We start from the raw sequence: 20411 nt of genomic DNA on the forward strand, positions 1-20411 counted from the left end.
AGCTGCAGTTGACGGGTAATCAGGTAGGAGAGAGAAATGTATAACAAGAAATTCTGGAAGCAGGCGCTGCTCGCGCTGGCGCTGTTCCTTGCGGGCTGGTTCACCTTTGGCGGCTACGCCCAGGCACAGGGCAAGCCCGAGAAGACCAAGGTCACCATCGCCGTGGGCGGCAAGAACCTGTTCTACTACCTGCCGCTGACCATTGCCGAGCGCCTCGGCTACTTCAAGGATGAAGGGCTCGACGTCGAGATCGTCGACTTCGCCGGCGGTGCCAAGGCGCTGCAGGCCGTGGTGGGCGGCAGCGCCGATGTGGTTTCCGGCGCCTACGAGCACACTATCAACCTGCAGGCCAAGGGCCAGCAGTACCAGGAATTCGTGCTGCAGGGCCGCGCCCCGCAGATCGTGCTGGTGGTCTCCAACAAGACCATGCCCAACTTCAAGTCGGTGGCCGACCTCAAGGGCAAGAAGATCGGTGTGACCGCGCCGGGATCCTCCACCAACATGATGGCCAACTTCGTGCTGGCAAAGGCGGGCCTGAAGGCATCGGACGTCTCCTTCATCGGTGTCGGCGCCAGCGCTGGCGCGGTGGCGGCCATGCGCTCCGGCCAGATCGACGCGATGGCCAACCTCGATCCGGTGGTGTCGATGCTGACCCAGAAGAATGAAGTGCACATCGCCTCTGACACCCGCACGCTCAAGGACACCCAGGCTGTCTTCGGCGGCAATATGCCGTCGGGTTGCCTGTACGCGTCCACCGCCTTTATCCAGCAGAACCCGAACACCACGCAGGCCATGACCAACGCCATGGTGCGCGCGCTCAAGTGGCTGCAGAAGGCTGGCCCGTCGGACATCGTCAAGACCGTGCCGGAAAGCTACCTGCTGGGCGACCGCGCGCTGTACCTGTCCGCCTGGGAAAAGGTCAAGGAAGCCATCTCGCCGGACGGCACCATGCCGGCCGACGGTCCCAAGACCGCGCTCAACACGCTGCAACAGTTCGACCCGGACCTGAAGGGCAAGACCATCAAGCTGGAAAACACCTTCACCAACACCTTCGTGCAGAAGGCGAACGCCAAGTACAAGTAAGGCATCGCCCGCGCCCAGGGTGCCGGCGGCCCGCTGCGTGCAGCGGGCCTTTGCATTGGCGCACCGGATGCCATGCATGGCATCCGGTGCGCCGTCCTGAACCTGCTTTCCACGTCATTACTATCGCGCGGAGCCGCGGTGCCTGCATCGATCGCACCCGTTGCGTCATTCAGCACCGTATCCGCCAAGAGCCTGCCATGAGCACTCCCGCACTTTCCCTCGACAACGTCACCTGCACCTTCGTCTCCCGCGACGATCGCAGCCAGCGCTATACCGCCGTCAAGGAGACCACCCTGGACATCCAGCCCGGCGAGTTCGTCTCCGTGGTGGGGCCGACCGGCTGCGGCAAGTCCACCTTGCTGAATGTGGGGGCCGGCTTGCTGCAGCCCTCGATCGGCGAGGTACGGGTGTTCGGCGAGCCGCTGCGCGGCATCAACACCCGCGCTGGCTACATGTTCCAGGCCGAAGCCCTGATGCCGTGGCGCAGCGCGCTCGACAACGTCATTGCCGGGCTTGAGTTCCGCGGCATGGCGCGTGCCGAAGCGCAGCAGGAGGGCGAGGCCTGGCTGCGCCGCGTCGGCCTGGGCGGGTTTGGCGACCGCTATCCGCACCAGCTCTCCGGCGGCATGCGCAAGCGCGTGAGCCTGGCCCAGACGCTGATACTGGATCCGGACATCATCCTGATGGACGAGCCGTTCTCCGCGCTCGACATCCAGACCCGCCAGCTGATGGAAAACGAGGTGCTGGAGTTGTGGGCGGCCAAGCGCAAGGCAGTGCTGTTCATCACCCACGATCTTGACGAGGCCATCGCCATGAGCGATCGCGTGGTGGTGCTGTCGGCAGGTCCCGGCACGCACCCGATCGGCGAGTTCGCCATCGACCTGCCGCGCCCGCGCGACGTGGCCGAGATCCGCAACCATCCTCGCTTCATCGAGCTGCACGCGGCCATCTGGGACGTGCTGCGCGAGGAAGTCCTCAAGGGCTATGCGCAGCAGCGCAAGGTGGCCTGAGATGGCCCGGCGCGCTTCGTTCCCATTCAATCCGGTCTGATTTCAATTCGAGTTTCGATTCCCATGGCTTTCCGTCCCGACTCCAAGGGCATGCTGCGATTCTGGCAGTTGCTCGTCCTCGTTGTGATCCTCGGCGCCTGGCATGCCGCCACGCGCTCGCAGCAGGTTGCCTTCTTCTTCGGTGAGCCGCTGATGGTGGCCCAGCGCATCTGGAACTGGTTCGTCGTCGAGCGCGACATCTACGTCCACCTCGGCGTGACCCTGATCGAAACGCTGCTGGCCTTCGGCGTCGGCACGGCCGCGGGCCTCGGCGTTGGCCTGTGGCTGGCGCTCAGCCCGCTCACCTCGGCCATCCTCGATCCCTATATCAAGGCGATGAACTCGATGCCGCGCGTGATCCTGGCACCGATCTTCGCCGTCTGGTTTGGCCTGGGCATATGGTCAAAGGTAGCGCTGGCGGTGACGCTGGTGTTCTTCATCGTGTTCTTCAACGTCTACCAGGGCGTCAAGGAAGTCAGCCCCGTGGTGCTGTCCAATGTGCGCATGCTGGGCGCGAACCGCAAGCAGCTGCTGCGCCATGTCTATCTGCCGAGCGCGACCAGCTGGGTGTTTTCCTCGTTGCATACGTCAGTCGGCCTGGCCTTCGTGGGCGCGGTGGTGGGCGAGTACCTGGGCTCGGCGCGCGGCGTTGGCTACCTGATCCTGCAGGCCGAGGGCACCTTCGACATCAACACCGTGTTTGCGGGCATCGTGGTGCTGACCGCGGCGGCGCTGATGCTGGATACGCTGGTCGGCAGCGTGGAGAAGCGGCTGATGAAGTGGCAGCCCAAGAGCGGAGAGACCGAGCGGCTGTAAGCCAGCCGTCGGGCTGGCGCCCGGGCGATAGCGAGAGTGAGCCGGGACGTGGTGGAAGTTGGCTGTAATTTATTGTTTTACAATAAAAATTGTTTGTAAAACAATCATTTCCGCATAGAATCACGACTTGCTCACCGTCACCGGAGTCGCTATGCATCCTCCTGTTTCCTCACGCATCGTCCGTGTCAGCTGGTGCTAAGCTAGCGTGATGCCCAATGCTGACCGCGGCGCGAACGCCATGCGCCGCCGCCAGTGGCCGATCGTGGTGGCGCTGGTGCTGGTGGCGCATGGGCTCGTGCTGGGTCCGGTGCCCTGGCCGGCACGGCAGGCCTCGCTCTCGTTGCCTTGGCCGGGCGAGCGGGACCCGCGGGCCATGCAGTGGGTGGCAGTGTTGCCGTTCACCGGGTTGCCAACGCCGGCTGCTACCGTCAAGCCCGTTGCATCCTCTCCCAAGCCGCAGACCTTGCCTGCGCCTCGGCCTGAGCGCGCGTGCGCAGGGCAGCCCGGCCGGGAGCCAGTCGCAACGATGGCTTTGCCGCCCGGGGCGGGCGTACCTTTCAACAGTTCGAGCGCGGCCAGCGTGCCCATGCTGCCGCTGGCACCAATGCGCTCCGCAGATCCGGCATCTGCCACTGGCGTTGCGCGGGACAATATCGCCCGCAGTCGTCAGCGGGGCGAGGCCGTCTTCGAGCGCGCCGCCTCTGACGCGGTGGCCTCGCCTGCGCAGCGGCTTGCCGCGGGCATGGCAGGGGCCGCGCAAGGCGAAGCCCTTGTCGAGTCGCAGGTGGGCACGAGTCGTACCGCGCGCGTGCGCGGCGCTGCAGGGACTTACTGCTTGCGCATGAAGGATCCAAGCCTGAAGGTCGATCCGTTTCGGCAGGAGCTGGCACTGCCGTCCAATTGCCCGCCTTAGAGGCCATTTCCAAAAGGATGCTGGCGTCGTTGCACGGCTTTGGCCGATCCACTTGACTGTCTGCGGCCGCCCGCCTAGCCAGAACCGCTTCGCTTCATTTTGAAACCGCCGCTTAGTGGTCCCGCCAGCTTTGGCGCGACGCGAGCCCGGCCCCGGCGCCTGCCACCGCGGTCACCGCGAAGCGCACGCTGACGGTCAGGCCGCCGCCGGGGGTTTCCTCAAGCGCCACCGTGGCGCCATGGGCGCGCGCGATCTGGCGCACGATCGGCAGGCCCAGGCCGCTGCCATCCTGCCCCGGGGTGGATTCGCCGCGATAGAAGCGCTGGAATACCTTGTCGCGCTCGTCGGCAGCAACGCCCGGGCCGTTATCCACCACTTGCAACAACGGCTGGTTCTCCGGACCCGCCACGCGGACCGTCACCTGCGCGCCGGGGCCGGCATAGCGGATCGCGTTGTCCACGAGGTTGCCGGCCAACTCCTGCAGTAGTTCCGCTTGCCCCAAGACTTGCACCGGCGCATCGGCTTCGAAGCCCAGGTCGACCTGGCCGGCCCGCGACACCGGTGCCCATTCGAGGGCCACGTCCCTGGCCAGCGTATCGAGGCGCAAGGGCAGCAACGCCGGCGCGTAGCCACTGTCCGGTTCCAGGCGCGATAGCGAAAGCAGTTGCTGCGCGCCCTTGGCGGCGTGGCGCACGGTATCGTGCAGCGGCCGCAGATGGCGAAGGATGCGTTCGCCATCGCGCTCGCGCAGCGCCAGTTCTGACTGCGCCTGCATGATGGCCAGCGGGGTCTTCAACTGGTGGGCGGCATCGGCAAAGAAGCGCTTGCGCGCCAGCAACATGCGGTGCAGGCGCGCGACGTACTGGTTGATCGCCTCGACCAGGGGCTTCATTTCTGCGGGCAGGTCTTTTTGCTCCAGCGGCGCCAGGTCGTCGGCGCCACGTTCGGCCACCGTGGCGCTGAGCCGGTGCAGCGGCCGCAGGCCGCGCCGCACGCCGAACCACACGATGCCCAGCGCCAGCGTGACCAGTACCATTTCCTGTTGCAGCGAGCCGGCCAGGATCTCGTGCGCCAGCGACTGGCGCGGCTCGATGGTCTCGCCGACCAGCACCCAGACCAGCCGCGCCTGCCCCGACGGCATGTCGCGCACCGGCAGCGGCTGCGCCGCCATGCGCACCGGCTCGCCGCGGAAAACGGCGTCGTAGAAGACGGTCTTGTAGAGCGGCTGCTTTGGCGTGGCCGGCATCGGCAGGTCGTCGTAGCCGGTCAGCGTGGCGCCGTGCTCGTCGCGAATCACGTAGTAGATCCGGCTGCCGGCCTCGGACTCGAAGATCTCCAGCGCCAGGTAAGGCACGTCGATGGCGAAGCGGCCCTCATGCAGGCGGATGCCTTCGCGCATCGATTTGAGCGAGGCTTCCAGCGTGCGGTCGAACGCCACGTGGGCGGCGTCCATCGCACGGTGATAGGTCATCCATGCGTCCATTGCCAGCAGGGCCAGCAACGGCAGCAGCAGCCAGAGTGACAGTTGCAGGCGCAGGCTCGGGACTCTCATCGGGCAGCCGGCGTGGCCATGTTCGCTTGTGCGCAGGCATCGAGCAGGTAGCCCAGCCCGCGCAGGGTCACGATGGCCACGCCGCTGCCTTCGAGCTTCTTGCGCAGGCGGTGCACGTAGATTTCGATGGCATCCGGGTTGACCGATTCGTCGATGCCGAAAATCTTCTCCGACATGGCTTCCTTGTTGACGGCGCGTCCGTCGCGCAGCATCAGCACCTCGAGCACGGCGCGCTCTCGCCGGGTCAGCGCCAGGGGCTCGCCGCCCAGCACGAAGGCTCGGCTGATGCCGTCATAGCACAGCGGGCCGCATTGCAGTTGCGTGCTCTCGTGACCAAAGCTGCGGCGTATCAGCGCGCGCGCGCGCGCCTCCAGCTCCGACAGGTCGAACGGCTTGGACAGGTAGTCGTCCGCACCAAGATTGAGCCCCTTCACACGGTCCTCGACTGAGCCGTGTGCGGTCAGGATCAGCACGGGCATGGCATTGCGCCGTTGCCGCAGGCGCCGCAGCACCTCCAGGCCATCGAGCTTGGGCAAGCCCAGGTCGAGGATGACCAGCGCGTAGTCCTGAGTCGAGAGCAGGTGATCTGCCGCGCGGCCATCGTGCATGCAGTCCACGGCGAAGCCCGCCTGGCTGAGCGCCTCGACCAGGGCATTCGCCAGCATCACATTGTCTTCAACGAGCAGGATTCGCATTCTCTTGGCGGGCAGGGCGCCCGGGTGAAATCGGTAAAAGCGGGGGAGGGCCGCGAAGGCGGGCCGCGCTGAGAAATACAGGTATCCGGCCCGACTTTGAAGCTAGGGAAACTCCCAACCCCGAACGCCGGCGCGGCGATGAAATCCGTCGAATTTCGAAAGCGAACTGAAAGTGCGCCTGCCATACCATGCGTGCCATCCCGGGGGCCTGCCCGGACATCACCACAACAATCACAACTCACAAATCACAAGAGGAGACAGCATGAAGCTGAAATCGATCGCGCTGGCAGCAGTCGGCATGAGCCTGGCCGGTGGCGCAGCGGCGCAATCCAGCGTGACCCTGTACGGCATCATGGATGCCGGCATCGAATACGCCAGCCATGCCGGCCCGAATGGTTCGGTGGTCAAGATGACTTCGGGTGGCAAGAACACGTCGCGCTGGGGCATGCGCGGCAGCGAGGACCTTGGCGGTGGGCTCAAGGCACTGTTCCAGCTGGAGAGCGGCATCGCCATCGATACAGGCCGGCTGGATTCCGATGGCACGCTGTTCGATCGGCGCGCCATTGTTGGCTTGTCCAGCAAGTACGGCCAAGTGGTGCTGGGCCGCACCTTCACCACCACCTATGATTTCATGCTGCCGTTCGACCCGATGGGCTACGCGCCGAATTACTCGTGGGCGACCTCGGCGACCGCTACCGGCGAGCGCAAGGATGGCTTGTTCTCGCGCGCGTCCAACGCGATCCGCTACGACGGCACTTTTGGTGGCGTGAAGCTGGGCGCCACGGTGGCACTGGGCGAAGTGGCCGGCAGCTTCAAGAGCTCGTCCAAGTACGATCTCGGCGTGGGCTACAGTGCGGGCGGCTTTGCCGCGGCCGCCACCTGGGACCGCCAGAACGGCGCAGGCACCAGCACCACGCCGGCCGATGTCACGGACTACATTCAGGGCATCCACGCTGGCGCCAGCTATGACTTCGGCGACCTGAAGCTTTACGCGGGCTATCGCAACTACAAGCGGACCTTCACCACGGCAGCCGCGTCTCATCGCAGCGATATGTATTGGGGCGGCGCGTCGTATGACTTCACGCCGGCGTTCACGTTGTATGGCGCGGTCTACAAGCAGAATATCAAGGGCGGCAGCGATGCCGATCCGATCCTGTTCTCGGTGCGCGCCCAGTACGCGCTGTCCAAGCGCACCACGGCTTACCTGTCGGGCGGCTATGCCAAGGCGCGCAACGGGCAGAATGTGAGCTTGTCCAGGGACTTCATCGGCTATGCAAACAACCAGGTGGGGGTGACCGCCGGCTTGCAGCATCGCTTCTGATGCGCGCAGTGATGGCGGCGTGAAACGCCGCCGAGCAAGAAAAAAGCGCCTGGTGCTACGGCACCAGGCGCTTTTTTTGCTCTTGCACGGCGCCAGAGGCGCGCAACGTCAGGGCACGATGACGATCTTGCCGGTGACCTTGCGGGCTTCCATGTCTTTCAGGGCTTGCGGCGCCTGCTCCAGCGCATAGCGCGCGGAGATATGCGGGCGGATCTTGCCTTCCTTCATCCAGCCCAGCATCTGCGCCATGTTGGCTTGATTGGCCTTGGGCTCGCGCCGCGCAAAGTCACCCCAGAACACGCCCACCAGCGAGGCGCCCTTGAGCAGTGCCAGGTTCAGCGGGAGCTTGGGGATTTCGCCATTGGCGAAGCCCACCACCAGGTAGCGGCCGCGCCAGCCGATCGAGCGGAACGCCGGTTCGGCGTAGATGCCGCCCACCGGGTCATAGATCACGTCGGGGCCGCGGCCATCGGTCAGCGCCTTCACGCGTTCGCGCAGGTCTTCGGTGCTGTAGTTGATCAGCGCATCGGCGCCATGGTCCTTGCAGACCGCGAGCTTTTCGTCGGTGGAGGCGGCCGCGATCACGCGCGCGCCGATGGCCTTGCCGATTTCGATGGCGGCCAGGCCCACGCCGCCGGCAGCGCCGAGCACCAGCATGGTCTGGCCCGCTTTCAGCTCACCGCGGTCGATCACCGCGTGGTGCGAGGTGCCGTAGGTGAGGGTGAATGCCGCGGCGGTCTCGAAGTCGATGCCCGGCGGCATCGGCACCACGGCGGCGGCGGGGGCCTTGGCCTGCGAGGCAAAGGCGCCGTTGCCCAGGTAGGCGATGACATTGTCGCCGGGTTTGACGTGCGTCACGCCTTCGCCCACCGCGTTGACCACGCCGGCCAGTTCCGAGCCGGGCGAAAAGGGCAGTTGCGGCTTGGCCTGGTATTTGTTCTGGATGATGAGGACGTCGGGAAAATTCACGCCTGCTGCCTTCACATCGATGACGACTTCGCCCGCGCCGGGCACCAGGTCAGGCAGGGTTTCGAGCACCAGCGAATCAGGCGGGCCCCAGGCTTTGCAAAGTACGGCTTTCATCATGTCTCCGGTGATATGTTCGATGCCCGGCAGAAGACGGCGCAAAAGGGTGCATGCACGGTGCACGCGTGGTCCATGCCAGTTGCGCCAGGCAGGCCCGGGCAAGTGTAGCGCAAAAATAGCACGGTCGTTCTGTTACAAGCTGGCGAGCCGCCGCCGGTTACTGGTTTTGCAGCAGGATTTGCGCTGCGGACGGGCCGCTTGCGGCAGCCTTGTCAGGTACAATCCCGGCCATGCATATCCTCCTCGCAAACGATGACGGTTACCTGGCGCCGGGGCTAGCCGCGCTACATGCCGCGCTGGCGCCGCTGGCGCGCATCACGGTGATTGCACCTGAGCAAAACCACAGCGGTGCATCCAACTCGCTGACCTTGCAGCGGCCACTGTCCATCTATGAAGCCCGGGAGGGCGTGCAGAAAGGGTTCCGCTTCGTCAACGGCACGCCGACCGATTGCGTGCATATCGCGCTGACCGGCTTGCTCGACGAGAAACCCGACCTGGTGGTGTCCGGCATCAACCAGGGCCAGAACATGGGCGAGGACGTGCTGTATTCCGGCACCGTCGCCGCCGCTATCGAGGGCTTCCTGCTTGGCATTCCCTCGATCGCTTTTTCGCAGGTGGACAAGGGCTGGACCCATCTTGACGCCGCCGCGCGCGTGGCACGCGACATTGTCGAGCGCTATATCGCCAGGCCCTCGGCCGAGCCGTTCCTGCTCAACGTCAATATTCCCAGCCTGCCGTTCGAACACATCAACGGCTACCGTGCCACCCGGCTCGGCAAGCGCCATCCGTCCCAGCCGGTGATCAAACAGGTCAACCCGCGCGGCGATACCAACTATTGGATCGGGCCCGCCGGCGACGCGCGCGATGCGAGCGAGGGCACGGATTTCCATGCCACGGGCGAAGGCTTCGTGTCGCTGACCCCTTTGCAGCTGGACCTGACTCACCGCGGGCAGCTCGAGCAGGTCAACCAGTGGCTGGCATAAGCCCTTGCCCGCGCAGTAGCCGGCCGTCATGAGTTCCGTCCCGCGTCGCCCAAAATTTCCCCTGTCGCTGGACGCGGTGGTCGAGCGCAAGCCCGCGCCGGCGCGTACCGCTGGCATGCCTGCCGTGGGCGGCGCGCGCGGCGCGGCGATGGCTGCCAAATCGCGCGCGGCCAAGGCGCCCGCTGCGCCCACCCCGGCAGCGAGCGCCGTGCAGGCGCGCGCCAGTGCCGCCACGGCGGGCGGCGGCGGCATGGCCTCGGAACGCGCGCGTGGCGCGCTGGCGGCGCGGCTGCGCGCAGCCGGCATCCGCGACGACCGCGTGCTCGACGCGATTGCCACCATCCCGCGCCACCTGTTTGTCGAGCCCGGCCTGTCGTCGCAAGCGTATGAAGATGCGGCGTTGCCGATCGGCCACCAGCAGACCATCTCCAAGCCGTCGGTGGTGGCTCGCATGATCGAGCTGTTGCGCGATGGCCTCGGCGCGGATGAGCCGCTGGAGCGCGTGCTGGAAATCGGCACCGGCTGCGGCTATCAGGCGGCCGTGCTGAGCCTGGTGGCGCGCGAAGTGTTCTCTATCGAGCGGATTCGTCCGCTGCACGAACAAGCCAAGGCGAACTTGCGGCCGCTGCGGGTGCCAAACCTGCGCCTGCATTATGGCGATGGCATGCTGGGTTTACCCCAGGCGGCGCCGTTTTCGTCGATTATCCTGGCGGCGGCCGGCATGGAGGTGCCTCAGGCGTTGCTGGAGCAGCTTGCCATTGGCGGGCGGCTGATCGCGCCCGTGGCGGTGCCTCCCTCCGCCGGCGGCCCAGGGCAGACCGTCACACAGCAATTATTGTTGATCGAGCGGCGTAACCGGCATCGATTTCACCGGACCGCGCTTGAAGCCGTTTTCTTTGTGCCATTAAAATCGGGCACTATCTGAGTCGAACTATGCACAATATCGTGAACACGGAACGTTTCGCCCGCGCCGGGCAGCTCGCTACCGCCTCCCTGCTGCTGGCCTTGCTGGCCGCCTGCGCCTCCTCGCCCATGCCGGCGCCCGTGGTGGACCGCACCTCCGGAGCCGGCGTCGCCGGTGTCGTCCCGCTGGAGCCCGCGCCGCCTGGGTACTATCGCGTCAAGCGAGGCGATACGCTTTATCGAATCGCGCTCGAGAACGGCCAGTCCTATCGCGATGTCGCGGCCTGGAATTCGCTGGCCAATGCCAACCAGATCGAAGTGGGTCAATTGTTGCGCGTGGCGCCTCCTGGCGCCGACGTCAACGCGGGCACCGGCGTCGCCACCATGCCGGTGGCGCCAGGCGGCGTGCAGGGCCAGCCGATCGACCAGGCGCGTCCAGTGCCCACGCCGGTTCCGTCGACAGCCACTGCTGGCGGGGCTTCCGCGCCCGTGGCGGCGGGCTCCGCGCCAGCCGCCGATGGCTCGGTCAAGCTGGCATGGCCGGTCACCGGCCAACTGATCGGGCGTTTCGACGAAAAAGGCAACAAGGGCATTGATATTGCCGGCAAAAAGGGCGATCCGGTGCAAGCAGCCGACGATGGCCGCGTGATTCACGTTGGCCCCTTGCGCGGCTACGGGAATCTTGTCATCATCAAACACAACGATACATATCTCACTGCGTACGGCCACAACGACAAGGTGCTGGTGACGGAGCAGGCAACGGTCCGCAAGGGACAAAAGATTGCAGAGATGGGCAACAGTGACACCGATCGTGTGAAGCTGCATTTCGAGGTACGCAAGAACGGGAAACCAGTCGATCCGATGCGGTATTTGCCGCCACAGTGAGGGTTCATGCCACGCCAGAAAACTGTCTCCACCGGAAGCACCAGCCGCGCTCGGCGTCCCAAGCAGCCGGAGTTGCAGCAGTCCACTGGCGTGGCGCAAGCCGATGCCGATGCAGATTCCGAGTCCTACGGCCAGGACCCGGCCGCCGACTTGGTGCCGCTTACCGATGAGCCCATCACCACGGGTACGGCGGTAGGCCTGCGCGAGGCCGACCTGATGGTCGAGGAAGTCGAGCGCCAGGCCCGCGACGAGGACGAAGAAGAGTCCGAGGACGAAGAAGAAGGCGAGGCCGCAGCCGAGCCGGCTGCGCCCGATCATGACGACTTCCGCACCGTGCTGCACACCGAACTGGCAGCCGACACCGTCCAGCATTACCTGAATCGCATCAGCATCAAGCCGCTGCTGTCTGCGCCGGAGGAGCTGCATTTTTCTACCCTGGCCAAGGGCGGCGATTTCTCGGCGCGGCAGGTCATGATCGAGCGCAACCTGCGGCTGGTGGTCAGCATCGCCAAGGGCTACCTCAATCGCGGCGTGCCGCTGCTGGACCTGATCGAGGAAGGTAATCTCGGCCTGATGCACGCCATCGAGAAATTCGACCCCTCCCGCGGATTCCGTTTCTCGACCTACGCCACATGGTGGATCCGCCAGAGCATCGAGCGCGCCATCATGAACCAGGCGCGCACCGTACGCCTGCCGGTCCACGTCATCCGCGAACTCAACCAGGTGCTGCGCGCCAAGCGTCATCTGGAGAAGGGCGGCACCGACGGCCGCGATGCCAGCCTGGAAGATATTGCCCACCTGCTGGGCAAGACCCCTGACGAAATACAAGACGTGCTCGCGCTCAACGAGCACACCACCTCGCTCGACACGCCATTCGATCTCGATCCCGGATCCAGCCTGCTTGATTTCCTCTCGGACGAGCACAACGCCGCGCCCGACCAGGAAGTCGCCCACCGCGAGCTGGAAAACCTGATGAAACAATGGTTGGCGCGTTTGTCCGAAAAGCACCGCTATGTTGTCGAGCGCCGCTTCGGGCTTAATCACATCGAGCCGGCCACACTGGAAGAACTTGCCGAGGAAATGGGGCTGACGCGCGAGCGTGTGCGCCAGATCCAGCAAGAGGCGCTGGTCAAGCTCAAACGCCATTTTGCTTCGCAAGGCGTGCGCAAGGACGCTGTTCTATGACACCTGTGCTGGTATTCGACATCGAGACGATTCCCGATGTCGATGGTTTGCGTCGTCTGCACGACCATCCCGATTCCATGACCGATGCCGAGGTCGCCGAACATGCTTTCGCGGCCCGCCGCGAGAAAAACGGCACCGATTTCCTGCCACACTACCTGCAGCGCATCGCGGCCATTTCCTGCGTGCTGCGCCGTAATCAGCGCGACGGCACACCGGTTTTCCATGTGGGCTCGCTTGGCACGCTGGAAGACGGCGAGGCGGTGCTGATCCAGAAGTTCTATGACCTGGTGGCGCGCTACTCGCCCCAGATGGTGTCGTGGAACGGTGGCGGCTTCGACCTGCCCGTGCTGCATTACCGCGGGCTGGTGCATGGCATCGTGGCGCCGCGCTACTGGGAAATGGGCGAAGGCAGCGAGTCCGACAGCCGCGAATTCAAGTGGAACAACTACATCAGTCGTTACCACATGCGGCACCTGGACCTGATGGACTTGCTGGCGATGTACCAGCCGCGCGCTAGCGCACCGCTGGACGATCTCGCCAAGCTGTGCGGGTTTCCCGGCAAGATGGGCATGGACGGCAGCAAGGTCTGGCAGGCCTACCAGGACGGCCAGTTGCCCGCGATCCGCGATTACTGCGAAACCGATGTCGTCAATACCTACCTGGTGTACTGCCGTTTCCAGTTGATGCGCGGCGGCCTGACGCCGAAGCAGTTCGATACCGAAATCGAATTCGTGCAGGAGTCGCTCGCCGAGTTGCCGGGTTCGCAGTGGATCCAGTACCTCCAGTCTTTCCGCATCAAGCCGGTATATGCCGGCGGCGATGACGACGAAGAACCGGAAATCTAAGCGCCGCTCCGTTACAGGCCCCTATTCGTCCGCCAGCGACAGGTAGATCGGCTGGTGGTCGGATGCCCGTGTTTCGCCATCCACCTCGCAGCACAGCACGCGCGACAGCAGGTCCTCTGTCAGGAATGCGAAGTCACAGGCAAACGGCGCCTGCGGCCATTGCTCCTTGTCATACAGGGCGCAAGTTGGCGCATGGGGCTTGCCGGGGTGGGTATGCGTCCAGGCGTCGTGCCAGCCGATGATGCCGGTTTCGTGGCAACCGTCGTATGGCGCCAACATGCGCAGGTAAGCGATATCGTCCGGCGCGCCGTTGAAATCGCCGCACAGCACGGCGGAAGCGGGCCGCGCTTCGGGCGTGAACGGGCCGGGCCCAGTCTCGCGCAGGCCGGGTTGGCTGGCGTGCTCGCAGGCCTCGCGGTGCCAGGCGCGCAGCGCGTCGGTCTGGGCCGCGCGCTGATGTGTCGAGTAATACTCCAGGTGGGTGCAGATTACGCGCAGGCGACGCTCTCCCGCCATTACCGTCGCTTCCAGCGCCACGCGCGGCATCGACGGGACGGTTGGATCGGTGGGCCAGGGCAGGGCATGGCGAAACACTTCGAGCAAGGGCAGGCGGGTGGCGATGAGGTTGCCGAACTGGCGTGGCGCGCCGTCCGCGGTGAAACGGTCCACCGCAGGCGCGTAGAGGATCCGGTAGCCGGGCAGCAGCGCTACCAGCTCGGCCACCTGGTCGGGCCCAGGCTCGCCTGCGAGGTCGGAATAGCCGCGCGTCACCTCCTGCAGGCAGATTACATCGGCGTCGGCGATCGCGTGCAGCGTCCTGACGGTACGGGCCAGGTCGACGCGCCCGTCGGCGCCACGACCCCACTGGATGTTCCAGGAAATCAGTTCCATGTCGCCCCCTGCTCGGTTGCCACGGCGCGCGGTGCCGGTGTTCTGTGCCGGGAGTGCCTCGCGCGTGCTGCACCCATGTTGCGCCTATCTCGCGCGCTTGTCCCGGTCTTCATGCCGCCGGGCTTGCCGCAGGGCCGCCCGGCTGTGCGTCTGGACTACAATCGCGCTTTCACAAAACAATACGTCAGGTTCCCCAGGTGTCTCAAGCCGTGACTCTTACGCAAGCCCATTCTGCGCCAGAAGGTGGCGCCTTCGCCTCCCCGGCCGTACCCGCACCGGTCAAGCCTGCGCCCGTGCAACTGCCCGTCGTGCAGATCCACAGCCTCGACATGGAGGCGCGCGGCGTTGGCCGGCTGGTCAATGAGGATGGCAGCCCGGGCAAGGTGATTTTTGTCGAGGGCGCGCTGCCGGGCGAAACCGTCAGCTACAGCAGCTTCAAGCGCAAGGCCAGCTTCGAGCAGGCCAACCTGGGCATGATCAAGAAGGCCTCGTCGATGCGCGTGAAGCCGGGCTGCGAGTATTTTGGCGTTTGCGGCGGTTGTTCGATGCAGCACCTGGACGCACGCGCGCAGGTGGCCATCAAGCAACGCGTGCTGGAAGACGATCTCTGGCACTTGTCGAAGCTGCGCCCGGACGTGGTGTTCCGCCCGATCGCCGGCCCGGACTGGGGCTACCGCTACCGGGCGCGCCTGACGGTGCGCTACGTGGCAAAGAAAGGCGTGGCGCTGGTCGGCTTCCATGAGCGCAAGAGCAGCTATGTGGCCGATATGGCGAGCTGCAAAGTTCTGCCGCCGCACGTATCGGACCTGCTGGTGCCGCTGCGGGAACTGATCACGGGTTTGTCGATCCGAGACCGCCTGCCGCAGGTCGAGCTGGCAGTGGGGCAGGATGTGACGGTGCTGGTGCTGCGCATCCTGATGCCGCTGACCGAGGCCGACGAGGCACTGCTGCGCGCCTTCGCCGACCAGCACGGCGTGCAGTTCTGGCTTCAGCCCAAGGGCCCGGACACCGTGGTGCCGTTCTACCCGCTGGACCGCGAACTGGCCTACACGCTGCCGGAATTCAGTATCCGCATGCCGTTCAAGCCGACCGACTTTACCCAGGTCAACCACCAGATCAACCGCGCGCTGATTGGCCGGGCGCTGCGCTTGCTGGATGCCCAGTCGGATGACCGGCTGCTCGACCTGTTCTGCGGCATTGGCAATTTCACGCTGCCGCTGGCCACGCGCGGCCGCTCGGTGATGGGCATCGAAGGCAGCGAGGTCCTGACCACCCGGGCACTGGCCAATGCGGTCATCAACGGGTTGGACCACAAAACCGAGTTTGCCTGCAGGAACCTCTTCGAAGTGGGTGCGGAAGACATCGCCGCACTGGGCCGTTTCGACCGCTGGCTGATCGACCCGCCGCGCGAAGGTGCGCTGGCGGTCAGCAAGGCACTGGGTGAACTGGCCCAGGCTGGCAGCGACGTGCTGCCCAAGCGCATCGTCTACGTCTCGTGCAACCCGGCCACGCTGGCGCGCGACGCCGGCCTGCTGGTGCACGAGGCCGGCTACCGGCTTTCCGGTGCTGGCGTGGTCAACATGTTCCCGCACACCTCGCACGTGGAATCGATTGCGGTGTTCGACCGCGCCTGAGCGGCTGAGGAAGGCGGGCGCGGCCTTGCGGCCGCGGCAAAGAAAAAGGCCAGCGCGGATGCGCTGGCCTTTTTAGTCCGGGGCAGGGCGGCCGGGCCGCCGCCTTAGTCGCGGTTGCCGCCGAAAATGCCCAGCAGCGCCAGCAGGTTGGCGAAGACGTTGTACACGTCCAGGTAGATCGCCAGCGTTGCCGTGATGTAGTTGGTCTCGCCACCGTTCAGCACGCGCTGCACGTCAAAGAGGATGTAGGCGGAGAAGATGCCGATGGCGATCACCGAAACCGTGATCATCAGCGACGGCAGTTGCAGCCAGATGTTGGCGACGCTGGCCAGGATCAGCAGGATCACGCCGACGAACAGGAATTTGCTCAGCCCGGAGAAATCGCGCTTGCTGACAGTCGCGATGGTGGCCATGGCGCCGAACACCGCCGCTGTGCCGCCAAAGGCATACATGATCAGTGCAGGACCATTGGAGAACTGCAGCACCGACCCGATCAGGCGCGACAGCATCAGCCCCATGAAAAAGGTGAAGGCCAGCAGCAGGACCACGCCCATGCTGCTGTTCTTGGTCTTCTCGATGGCATAGAAGAAGCCGAACGCGATGCCCAGGAACAGGATCATCGACAGGCCGGGGCTGCCTTTCATCAGGCTGAAGCCCGTGGTGACTCCGATCCACGCACCGATGACGGTGGGGATCATCGAAATGGCAAGCAACCAGTAGGTGTTGCGCATGACCCGATTGCGCACCACGACGTCGCTCGTCGCGGTGCCGCTGCCGAAACTGTATGTGTTCAGCTTGTTATCCATGGTGACTCCTGTCTCAAAACGGTGAGGCGCCGGGGTAACCCAGGCGGGCACAACGCCAATGTGGCATCGCAGTAATGGAATTGCAAGGGTTGAGGGAACGTATCAGCCACATTTTCGCAAAATCCGCGCTGCCAGTGGTGATTTGATCGCAACTGGCCTCTCGCGTTCCCTGCGCGTGGCACGTCATTAAAAGTGCATTATTGGTAACTTTATGGTGTGTGCCGTGCCTTGGTTGGCTCCCGGGAACCTGCGGCCATGGGCCTTCTCGAAACCATAACCGTCTCGTGCTAGAATTGCACGTTTACTTGACTTGTAACCCCTTCATTTTTTGGAGTTTTTATGGCGATCGAACGCACCCTGTCGATTATCAAGCCGGATGCCGTGGCAAAGAATGTCATCGGCCAGATTTACGCTCGTTTCGAGGCCGCAGGCCTGAAGATCGTGGCTGCCAAGATGGTTCACCTGTCGCGCGGTGAAGCCGAGCAATTCTACGCAGTGCACGCTGCGCGCCCGTTCTTCAAGGACCTGGTGGACTTCATGGTTTCCGGCCCGGTCATCATCCAGGCCCTGGAAGGCGAAAACGCCATCACCAAGCATCGCGACCTGATGGGCGCAACCGACCCGAAGAAGGCTGAAGCCGGCACGATCCGCGCTGACTTCGCTGACAGCATCGACGCCAACGCCGTTCACGGCTCGGACGCAGCAGAAACCGCTGCCGTCGAGATCGCTTTCTTCTTCCCCGGCATGAACGTTTACAGCCGCTGATTGTCTGGTCTATTCCACAAGACTAGACTGCCTTAGAAGTTGATACTGCCGTCATGAACACTCTCGTCAACCTGCTCGATCTGGATGCGGACGCGCTTACCGCCTATTGCGGAGAGCTCGGCGAGAAGCCGTTTCGTGCGCGGCAGTTGCAGCGCTGGATTCACCAGTTCGGCGCCAGCCGTTTCGATGCCATGTCCGATCTCGCCAAGTCGCTGCGCGAAAAGCTCGCCACGCGCGCCGAGATCCGCTCGCCTGCCGTCATCACCGACAACCTGTCGGCCGACGGCACGCGCAAGTGGCTGCTGGACGTTGGCGCCGGCGATGCGGTGGAGACGGTGTACATCCCTGAGGAGACGCGCGGCACGCTGTGCGTGTCTTCGCAGGCGGGGTGCGCCGTCAATTGCCGGTTCTGCTCGACCGGCAAGCAAGGCTTCTCGCGCAACCTGTCTACTGGCGAGATCATCGGCCAGCTGTGGATGGCCGAGTTTGCCATGCGTGCCCAACTGGGCCGTGGCGCCAAGGACGACCGCGTCATCTCCAACGTGGTGATGATGGGCATGGGCGAGCCGCTGCTCAACTATGACCAGGTTGTGCCCGCCATGCGCCTGATGCTGGACGACCATGCCTACGGGCTGTCGCGCCGGCGCGTGACGCTGTCCACCTCCGGCGTGGTGCCGATGATGGACCGGCTGGCCAAGGATTTGCCCGTGGCGCTGGCGGTATCGCTGCACGCGTCCAATGATCCGCTGCGCGACATGCTGGTGCCGCTCAACAAGAAGTACCCGCTGGCCGAGCTGATGGCGGCTTGCCGCCGCTACCTGGAATTCGCCCCGCGCGATTTCATCACTTTCGAATACTGCATGCTGGATGGCGTCAATGACGGCGTCGAGCATGCCCGGGAACTGCTGAAGCTTGTGGCCGATGTGCCCTGCAAGTTCAACCTGATCCCGTTCAACCCCTTCCCGGAGTCGGGCCTCAAGCGCTCAAACAACGAGCAGATCCGCCGCTTCGCCCAGGTCCTGATGGACGCCGGCATCGTCACCACCATCCGCAAGACGCGCGGCGACGATATCGATGCCGCCTGCGGCCAGCTCGCGGGCGAGGTCAAGGACCGTACCCGCCTGGCCCAGCGTGGCAAGTTCGGCAAGATCACGCCGATTGTGGCGGCGCCCGCGGCCGGCCAGCCGCAAGAGGCCCGGCCTGCATGACCCGTCTGATAGTTGCGGCGCTGATGGGGCTGGTGCTGCTGTCCGCGTGCCAGTTGCCGCCGCCGGTCAAGCCCGAGTTGCAGACCGCATCCGACCAGACCGAGCTGAGCCGGCGTGCCACCATCCGTCTCCAGTTGGCTACCAGCTACCTTGAGGCAGGGCAGTACACCGTCGCGCTGGACGAGGCCAAGCAGGCCATTGCCATCGACCCGACGCTGGTCGACGCGTACCATATCCGCGCGTTGGTCTACATGAACATGAACGAGCGCGTGCTGGCGGAAGAGAGCTTCCGTAGCGCGCTGGCCATGCGTGCCGATGACGGCGACGTGCTGAACAACTACGGCTGGTTCTTGTGCGTGAACGGACGCTATGCCGAGGCCGTGCCTTACCTGGAGCGCGCGGTCAACGCGCCCTCGGCAAGCGGGCCTGGCAAGGCACTGACCAGCCTTGGCGCCTGCCAGCTACGCAATGGCAGCAGCGAGGCAGCCGAGAAGAGCTTGTTTGGCGCCTTGCGCTACGATCGCAACAACCCGGTAGCCAACAACAACCTGGCGCTGCTGTATTACCAGCGCGGGGACTACCAGCGTGCCCAGCAGTATGTCGGCCGCATCAACAGCAGCAATTTCGTCAGCGCGCAATCCCTCTGGCTGGGTGCGCGCATTGCCCGCCGTCAGGGTGATGTAGCGGCGCAGAATGCCCTGGTGGCACAGTTGCGCAGCCGTTTCCCCGATTCGCGTGAGTTGACCGCATACGAACAAGGAGCATGGGATGAGTGAGCACGAGCGCGCCGAAGGCCAGACTGCAGCGACGGGTCATGCGGGGGGGACCCCTGCGGATGCCGGGCGCGAGGCGGTGGCGCGCGAGATTGGCGAACGCCTGGCGCAAGCGCGCAAGGACCAGCGTTTCTCGCTGGAGGATGTCAGTGCGCGGCTGAAGGTCGCCTCGCACAAGCTGGCCGCCATCGAGCAGGGCGACGTCGCGGCGCTGCCCGACGTGACCTTTGCCAAGGGTGTGATGCGCGCCTACGCGCGCATGCTCCAGATCGACATCGACGCCTTGCTGGCGCGTTTCCACGCGCAGGCTGTGCCGGTGGTGGAAATCGGCATGCGCCGCGAAGGTGGCCTGAACGAGAGCTTCGACGACCGTAACCGCTTTGGCTCCGGCGGCTCCGGCGGCCGGTGGATCTGGCTGGCCCTGGTGGTCGCCGTGATCGGTGGCGGGGTGCTGTTCGGGCTGGACCACTTCAAGCAATGGATCGAAGCGCGCAAGGAAACCCTCACGGCGGCCCCGGCGGCGCAAGCCACGGTGCAAGGCAGCGAGCCCGGTACCGTCACGGCCGCACTGCCGCCGGTGATGGCCGCGTCCGATGCCCCCGCGCCGTCCGAGTCGCTGCCCGCCAGCGGCCCGGTGGCGGTGGCGCCAGCGCTTTCGGCAGCACCCGCACCTTCGGCGGCGCCGTCTCCGGCCGCCGTGGCCGCCGTCTCCGCGGTAGCTGCTTCAGCGGCAGTGCCTGCCCCCGCAGCGGCAGACGGTGCTGCCGAGCTGCGCATCCGTTTCGCATCGGATACCTGGTACGAGATCCGCGACCGCAGCGGCAAGGTTGTGCTCGGCGGTACTGCGCGTGCGGGCCAGGATCTCAGCGGCGGCGGTACGCCACCGTACAAAATCGTGATCGGCAACGTCAAGGGCGTCGAGTCGCTGACGCGCAACGGCACGCCGGTCGACCTGCAGGCGGCCAACCGCAATAACGTGGCGCGCCTGACGCTGCCCTGAACATCGTTTCTCCAGCCA

The 20411-nt window shown here is 65.1% G+C and carries 20 protein-coding genes; 15 read left to right on the forward strand and 5 right to left on the reverse strand.

Annotated elements, in window-relative coordinates; all coding sequences use genetic code 11:
• Positions 1 to 36: 36 nt before the first annotated feature.
• The 4 genes from AC1RQC_RS20430 to AC1RQC_RS20445 all read left to right on the forward strand — a co-directional run bounded on the left by AC1RQC_RS20430 (position 37) and on the right by AC1RQC_RS20445 (position 3861).
• Positions 37 to 1083: an ABC transporter substrate-binding protein gene (locus AC1RQC_RS20430; RefSeq protein ID WP_150993111.1), complete on the forward strand. Its 1047-nt coding sequence runs from the start codon at positions 37 to 39 to the stop codon at positions 1081 to 1083.
• Between the two features lie 197 nt (positions 1084 to 1280).
• Positions 1281 to 2093, forward strand: coding sequence for an ABC transporter ATP-binding protein (locus tag AC1RQC_RS20435; RefSeq protein WP_150993113.1), 813 nt, complete (start codon positions 1281 to 1283; stop codon positions 2091 to 2093).
• Between the two features lie 63 nt (positions 2094 to 2156).
• Positions 2157 to 2948 carry an ABC transporter permease gene (locus AC1RQC_RS20440; RefSeq protein WP_492884420.1) on the forward strand — a complete coding sequence of 264 codons (792 nt, stop codon included), beginning with the start codon at positions 2157 to 2159 and terminating at the stop codon, positions 2946 to 2948.
• A gap of 208 nt (positions 2949 to 3156) precedes the next feature.
• Positions 3157 to 3861: a hypothetical protein gene (locus tag AC1RQC_RS20445; protein WP_492372441.1), complete on the forward strand. Its 705-nt coding sequence runs from the start codon at positions 3157 to 3159 to the stop codon at positions 3859 to 3861.
• Between the two features lie 112 nt (positions 3862 to 3973).
• Here the strand turns inward: AC1RQC_RS20445 and AC1RQC_RS20450 are convergent, their stop codons facing one another.
• Together AC1RQC_RS20450 and AC1RQC_RS20455 are read right to left on the reverse strand one after the other, a co-directional pair.
• Positions 3974 to 5413, reverse strand: a complete 1440-nt coding sequence (locus AC1RQC_RS20450) for a sensor histidine kinase (protein WP_492884421.1) — start codon at positions 5411 to 5413, stop codon at positions 3974 to 3976.
• On the reverse strand, positions 5410 to 6108 hold the full coding sequence (locus tag AC1RQC_RS20455; RefSeq protein ID WP_492809167.1) for a response regulator: 699 nt from the start codon (positions 6106 to 6108) through the stop codon (positions 5410 to 5412). Before AC1RQC_RS20455 ends, AC1RQC_RS20450 begins: the two co-directional genes overlap by 4 nt.
• A gap of 262 nt (positions 6109 to 6370) precedes the next feature.
• Between AC1RQC_RS20455 and AC1RQC_RS20460 the strand changes: the two genes are divergently transcribed.
• Positions 6371 to 7429 carry a porin gene (locus AC1RQC_RS20460; protein WP_492372438.1) on the forward strand — a complete coding sequence of 353 codons (1059 nt, stop codon included), beginning with the start codon at positions 6371 to 6373 and terminating at the stop codon, positions 7427 to 7429.
• A gap of 108 nt (positions 7430 to 7537) precedes the next feature.
• On the opposite strand, the gene AC1RQC_RS20465 is transcribed toward AC1RQC_RS20460, so the two are convergent.
• A complete protein-coding gene (locus tag AC1RQC_RS20465) occupies positions 7538 to 8512 on the reverse strand; it encodes an NADPH:quinone oxidoreductase family protein (protein ID WP_150993125.1) in 975 nt (324 codons plus the stop codon).
• Positions 8513 to 8745: 233 nt separating this feature from the next.
• Between AC1RQC_RS20465 and surE the strand changes: the two genes are divergently transcribed.
• From surE to AC1RQC_RS20490, 5 genes are read left to right on the forward strand one after another with little or no spacing between them, the layout of a single operon-like run.
• Positions 8746 to 9498 carry a 5'/3'-nucleotidase SurE gene (gene surE / locus AC1RQC_RS20470; RefSeq protein WP_492372437.1) on the forward strand — a complete coding sequence of 251 codons (753 nt, stop codon included), beginning with the start codon at positions 8746 to 8748 and terminating at the stop codon, positions 9496 to 9498.
• Positions 9499 to 9526: 28 nt separating this feature from the next.
• A complete protein-coding gene (locus AC1RQC_RS20475) occupies positions 9527 to 10423 on the forward strand; it encodes a protein-L-isoaspartate(D-aspartate) O-methyltransferase (protein WP_043347478.1) in 897 nt (298 codons plus the stop codon).
• 8 nt (positions 10424 to 10431) lie between these two features.
• Positions 10432 to 11286: a peptidoglycan DD-metalloendopeptidase family protein gene (locus AC1RQC_RS20480; RefSeq protein WP_492372436.1), complete on the forward strand. Its 855-nt coding sequence runs from the start codon at positions 10432 to 10434 to the stop codon at positions 11284 to 11286.
• Positions 11287 to 11292: 6 nt separating this feature from the next.
• Positions 11293 to 12471, forward strand: a complete 1179-nt coding sequence (gene rpoS, locus AC1RQC_RS20485) for an RNA polymerase sigma factor RpoS (protein WP_492372435.1) — start codon at positions 11293 to 11295, stop codon at positions 12469 to 12471.
• On the forward strand, positions 12468 to 13316 hold the full coding sequence (locus AC1RQC_RS20490) for a 3'-5' exonuclease (protein WP_174423309.1): 849 nt from the start codon (positions 12468 to 12470) through the stop codon (positions 13314 to 13316). Before rpoS ends, AC1RQC_RS20490 begins: the two co-directional genes overlap by 4 nt.
• Positions 13317 to 13337: 21 nt before the next feature.
• Here the strand turns inward: AC1RQC_RS20490 and AC1RQC_RS20495 are convergent, their stop codons facing one another.
• Positions 13338 to 14207, reverse strand: coding sequence for an endonuclease/exonuclease/phosphatase family protein (locus tag AC1RQC_RS20495; RefSeq protein ID WP_492372434.1), 870 nt, complete (start codon positions 14205 to 14207; stop codon positions 13338 to 13340).
• Between the two features lie 299 nt (positions 14208 to 14506).
• Between AC1RQC_RS20495 and rlmD the strand changes: the two genes are divergently transcribed.
• Positions 14507 to 15841, forward strand: a complete 1335-nt coding sequence (gene rlmD, locus AC1RQC_RS20500; RefSeq protein ID WP_492884436.1) for a 23S rRNA (uracil(1939)-C(5))-methyltransferase RlmD — start codon at positions 14507 to 14509, stop codon at positions 15839 to 15841.
• A 104-nt stretch (positions 15842 to 15945) separates the two neighbouring features.
• Here rlmD and AC1RQC_RS20505 read toward each other — a convergent pair whose 3' ends face one another.
• A complete protein-coding gene (locus tag AC1RQC_RS20505; protein ID WP_006157746.1) occupies positions 15946 to 16647 on the reverse strand; it encodes a Bax inhibitor-1/YccA family protein in 702 nt (233 codons plus the stop codon).
• 339 nt (positions 16648 to 16986) lie between these two features.
• Here AC1RQC_RS20505 and ndk point away from each other — a divergent pair, with 339 nt between their 5' ends.
• The 4 genes from ndk to AC1RQC_RS20525 are packed head-to-tail and all read left to right on the forward strand — an operon-like array spanning position 16987 to position 20393.
• Positions 16987 to 17412, forward strand: a complete 426-nt coding sequence (ndk, locus tag AC1RQC_RS20510; RefSeq protein WP_492372433.1) for a nucleoside-diphosphate kinase — start codon at positions 16987 to 16989, stop codon at positions 17410 to 17412.
• 53 nt (positions 17413 to 17465) lie between these two features.
• On the forward strand, positions 17466 to 18620 hold the full coding sequence (gene rlmN, locus AC1RQC_RS20515) for a dual-specificity RNA methyltransferase RlmN (protein WP_006157748.1): 1155 nt from the start codon (positions 17466 to 17468) through the stop codon (positions 18618 to 18620).
• Complete coding sequence (pilW, locus tag AC1RQC_RS20520) at positions 18617 to 19396, forward strand: type IV pilus biogenesis/stability protein PilW (protein WP_492372432.1); 780 nt, start codon at positions 18617 to 18619, stop codon at positions 19394 to 19396. The genes rlmN and pilW overlap by 4 nt, the downstream gene beginning before the upstream one ends.
• The gene (locus tag AC1RQC_RS20525; protein ID WP_492372431.1) at positions 19389 to 20393 is read left to right on the forward strand and encodes a RodZ domain-containing protein; all 1005 of its coding nucleotides are present in this window, start codon (positions 19389 to 19391) and stop codon (positions 20391 to 20393) included. The genes pilW and AC1RQC_RS20525 overlap by 8 nt, the downstream gene beginning before the upstream one ends.
• Positions 20394 to 20411 lie beyond the last annotated feature (18 nt).

The organism is Cupriavidus sp. GW822-FHT03E04, assembly GCF_058801495.1.

What these genes read in the sequence shown, in the direction of transcription:
- AC1RQC_RS20475 (WP_043347478.1), top strand. Translation starts at nt 9,527, where the DNA reads ATGAGTTCCGTCCCGCGTCGCCCAAAATTTCCCCTGTCGCTGGACGCG.
- AC1RQC_RS20480 (WP_492372436.1), top strand. Translation starts at nt 10,432, where the DNA reads ATGCACAATATCGTGAACACGGAACGTTTCGCCCGCGCCGGGCAGCTC.
- rpoS (WP_492372435.1), top strand. Translation starts at nt 11,293, where the DNA reads ATGCCACGCCAGAAAACTGTCTCCACCGGAAGCACCAGCCGCGCTCGG.
- AC1RQC_RS20460 (WP_492372438.1), top strand. Translation starts at nt 6,371, where the DNA reads ATGAAGCTGAAATCGATCGCGCTGGCAGCAGTCGGCATGAGCCTGGCC.
- AC1RQC_RS20490 (WP_174423309.1), top strand. Translation starts at nt 12,468, where the DNA reads ATGACACCTGTGCTGGTATTCGACATCGAGACGATTCCCGATGTCGAT.
- ndk (WP_492372433.1), top strand. Translation starts at nt 16,987, where the DNA reads ATGGCGATCGAACGCACCCTGTCGATTATCAAGCCGGATGCCGTGGCA.
- rlmN (WP_006157748.1), top strand. Translation starts at nt 17,466, where the DNA reads ATGAACACTCTCGTCAACCTGCTCGATCTGGATGCGGACGCGCTTACC.
- surE (WP_492372437.1), top strand. Translation starts at nt 8,746, where the DNA reads ATGCATATCCTCCTCGCAAACGATGACGGTTACCTGGCGCCGGGGCTA.
- AC1RQC_RS20505 (WP_006157746.1), bottom strand. Translation starts at nt 16,647, where the DNA reads ATGGATAACAAGCTGAACACATACAGTTTCGGCAGCGGCACCGCGACG.
- AC1RQC_RS20435 (WP_150993113.1), top strand. Translation starts at nt 1,281, where the DNA reads ATGAGCACTCCCGCACTTTCCCTCGACAACGTCACCTGCACCTTCGTC.
- AC1RQC_RS20455 (WP_492809167.1), bottom strand. Translation starts at nt 6,108, where the DNA reads ATGCGAATCCTGCTCGTTGAAGACAATGTGATGCTGGCGAATGCCCTG.
- AC1RQC_RS20445 (WP_492372441.1), top strand. Translation starts at nt 3,157, where the DNA reads ATGCCCAATGCTGACCGCGGCGCGAACGCCATGCGCCGCCGCCAGTGG.
- AC1RQC_RS20430 (WP_150993111.1), top strand. Translation starts at nt 37, where the DNA reads ATGTATAACAAGAAATTCTGGAAGCAGGCGCTGCTCGCGCTGGCGCTG.
- pilW (WP_492372432.1), top strand. Translation starts at nt 18,617, where the DNA reads ATGACCCGTCTGATAGTTGCGGCGCTGATGGGGCTGGTGCTGCTGTCC.
- AC1RQC_RS20450 (WP_492884421.1), bottom strand. Translation starts at nt 5,413, where the DNA reads ATGAGAGTCCCGAGCCTGCGCCTGCAACTGTCACTCTGGCTGCTGCTG.
- AC1RQC_RS20495 (WP_492372434.1), bottom strand. Translation starts at nt 14,207, where the DNA reads ATGGAACTGATTTCCTGGAACATCCAGTGGGGTCGTGGCGCCGACGGG.
- AC1RQC_RS20525 (WP_492372431.1), top strand. Translation starts at nt 19,389, where the DNA reads ATGAGTGAGCACGAGCGCGCCGAAGGCCAGACTGCAGCGACGGGTCAT.
- AC1RQC_RS20440 (WP_492884420.1), top strand. Translation starts at nt 2,157, where the DNA reads ATGGCTTTCCGTCCCGACTCCAAGGGCATGCTGCGATTCTGGCAGTTG.
- AC1RQC_RS20465 (WP_150993125.1), bottom strand. Translation starts at nt 8,512, where the DNA reads ATGAAAGCCGTACTTTGCAAAGCCTGGGGCCCGCCTGATTCGCTGGTG.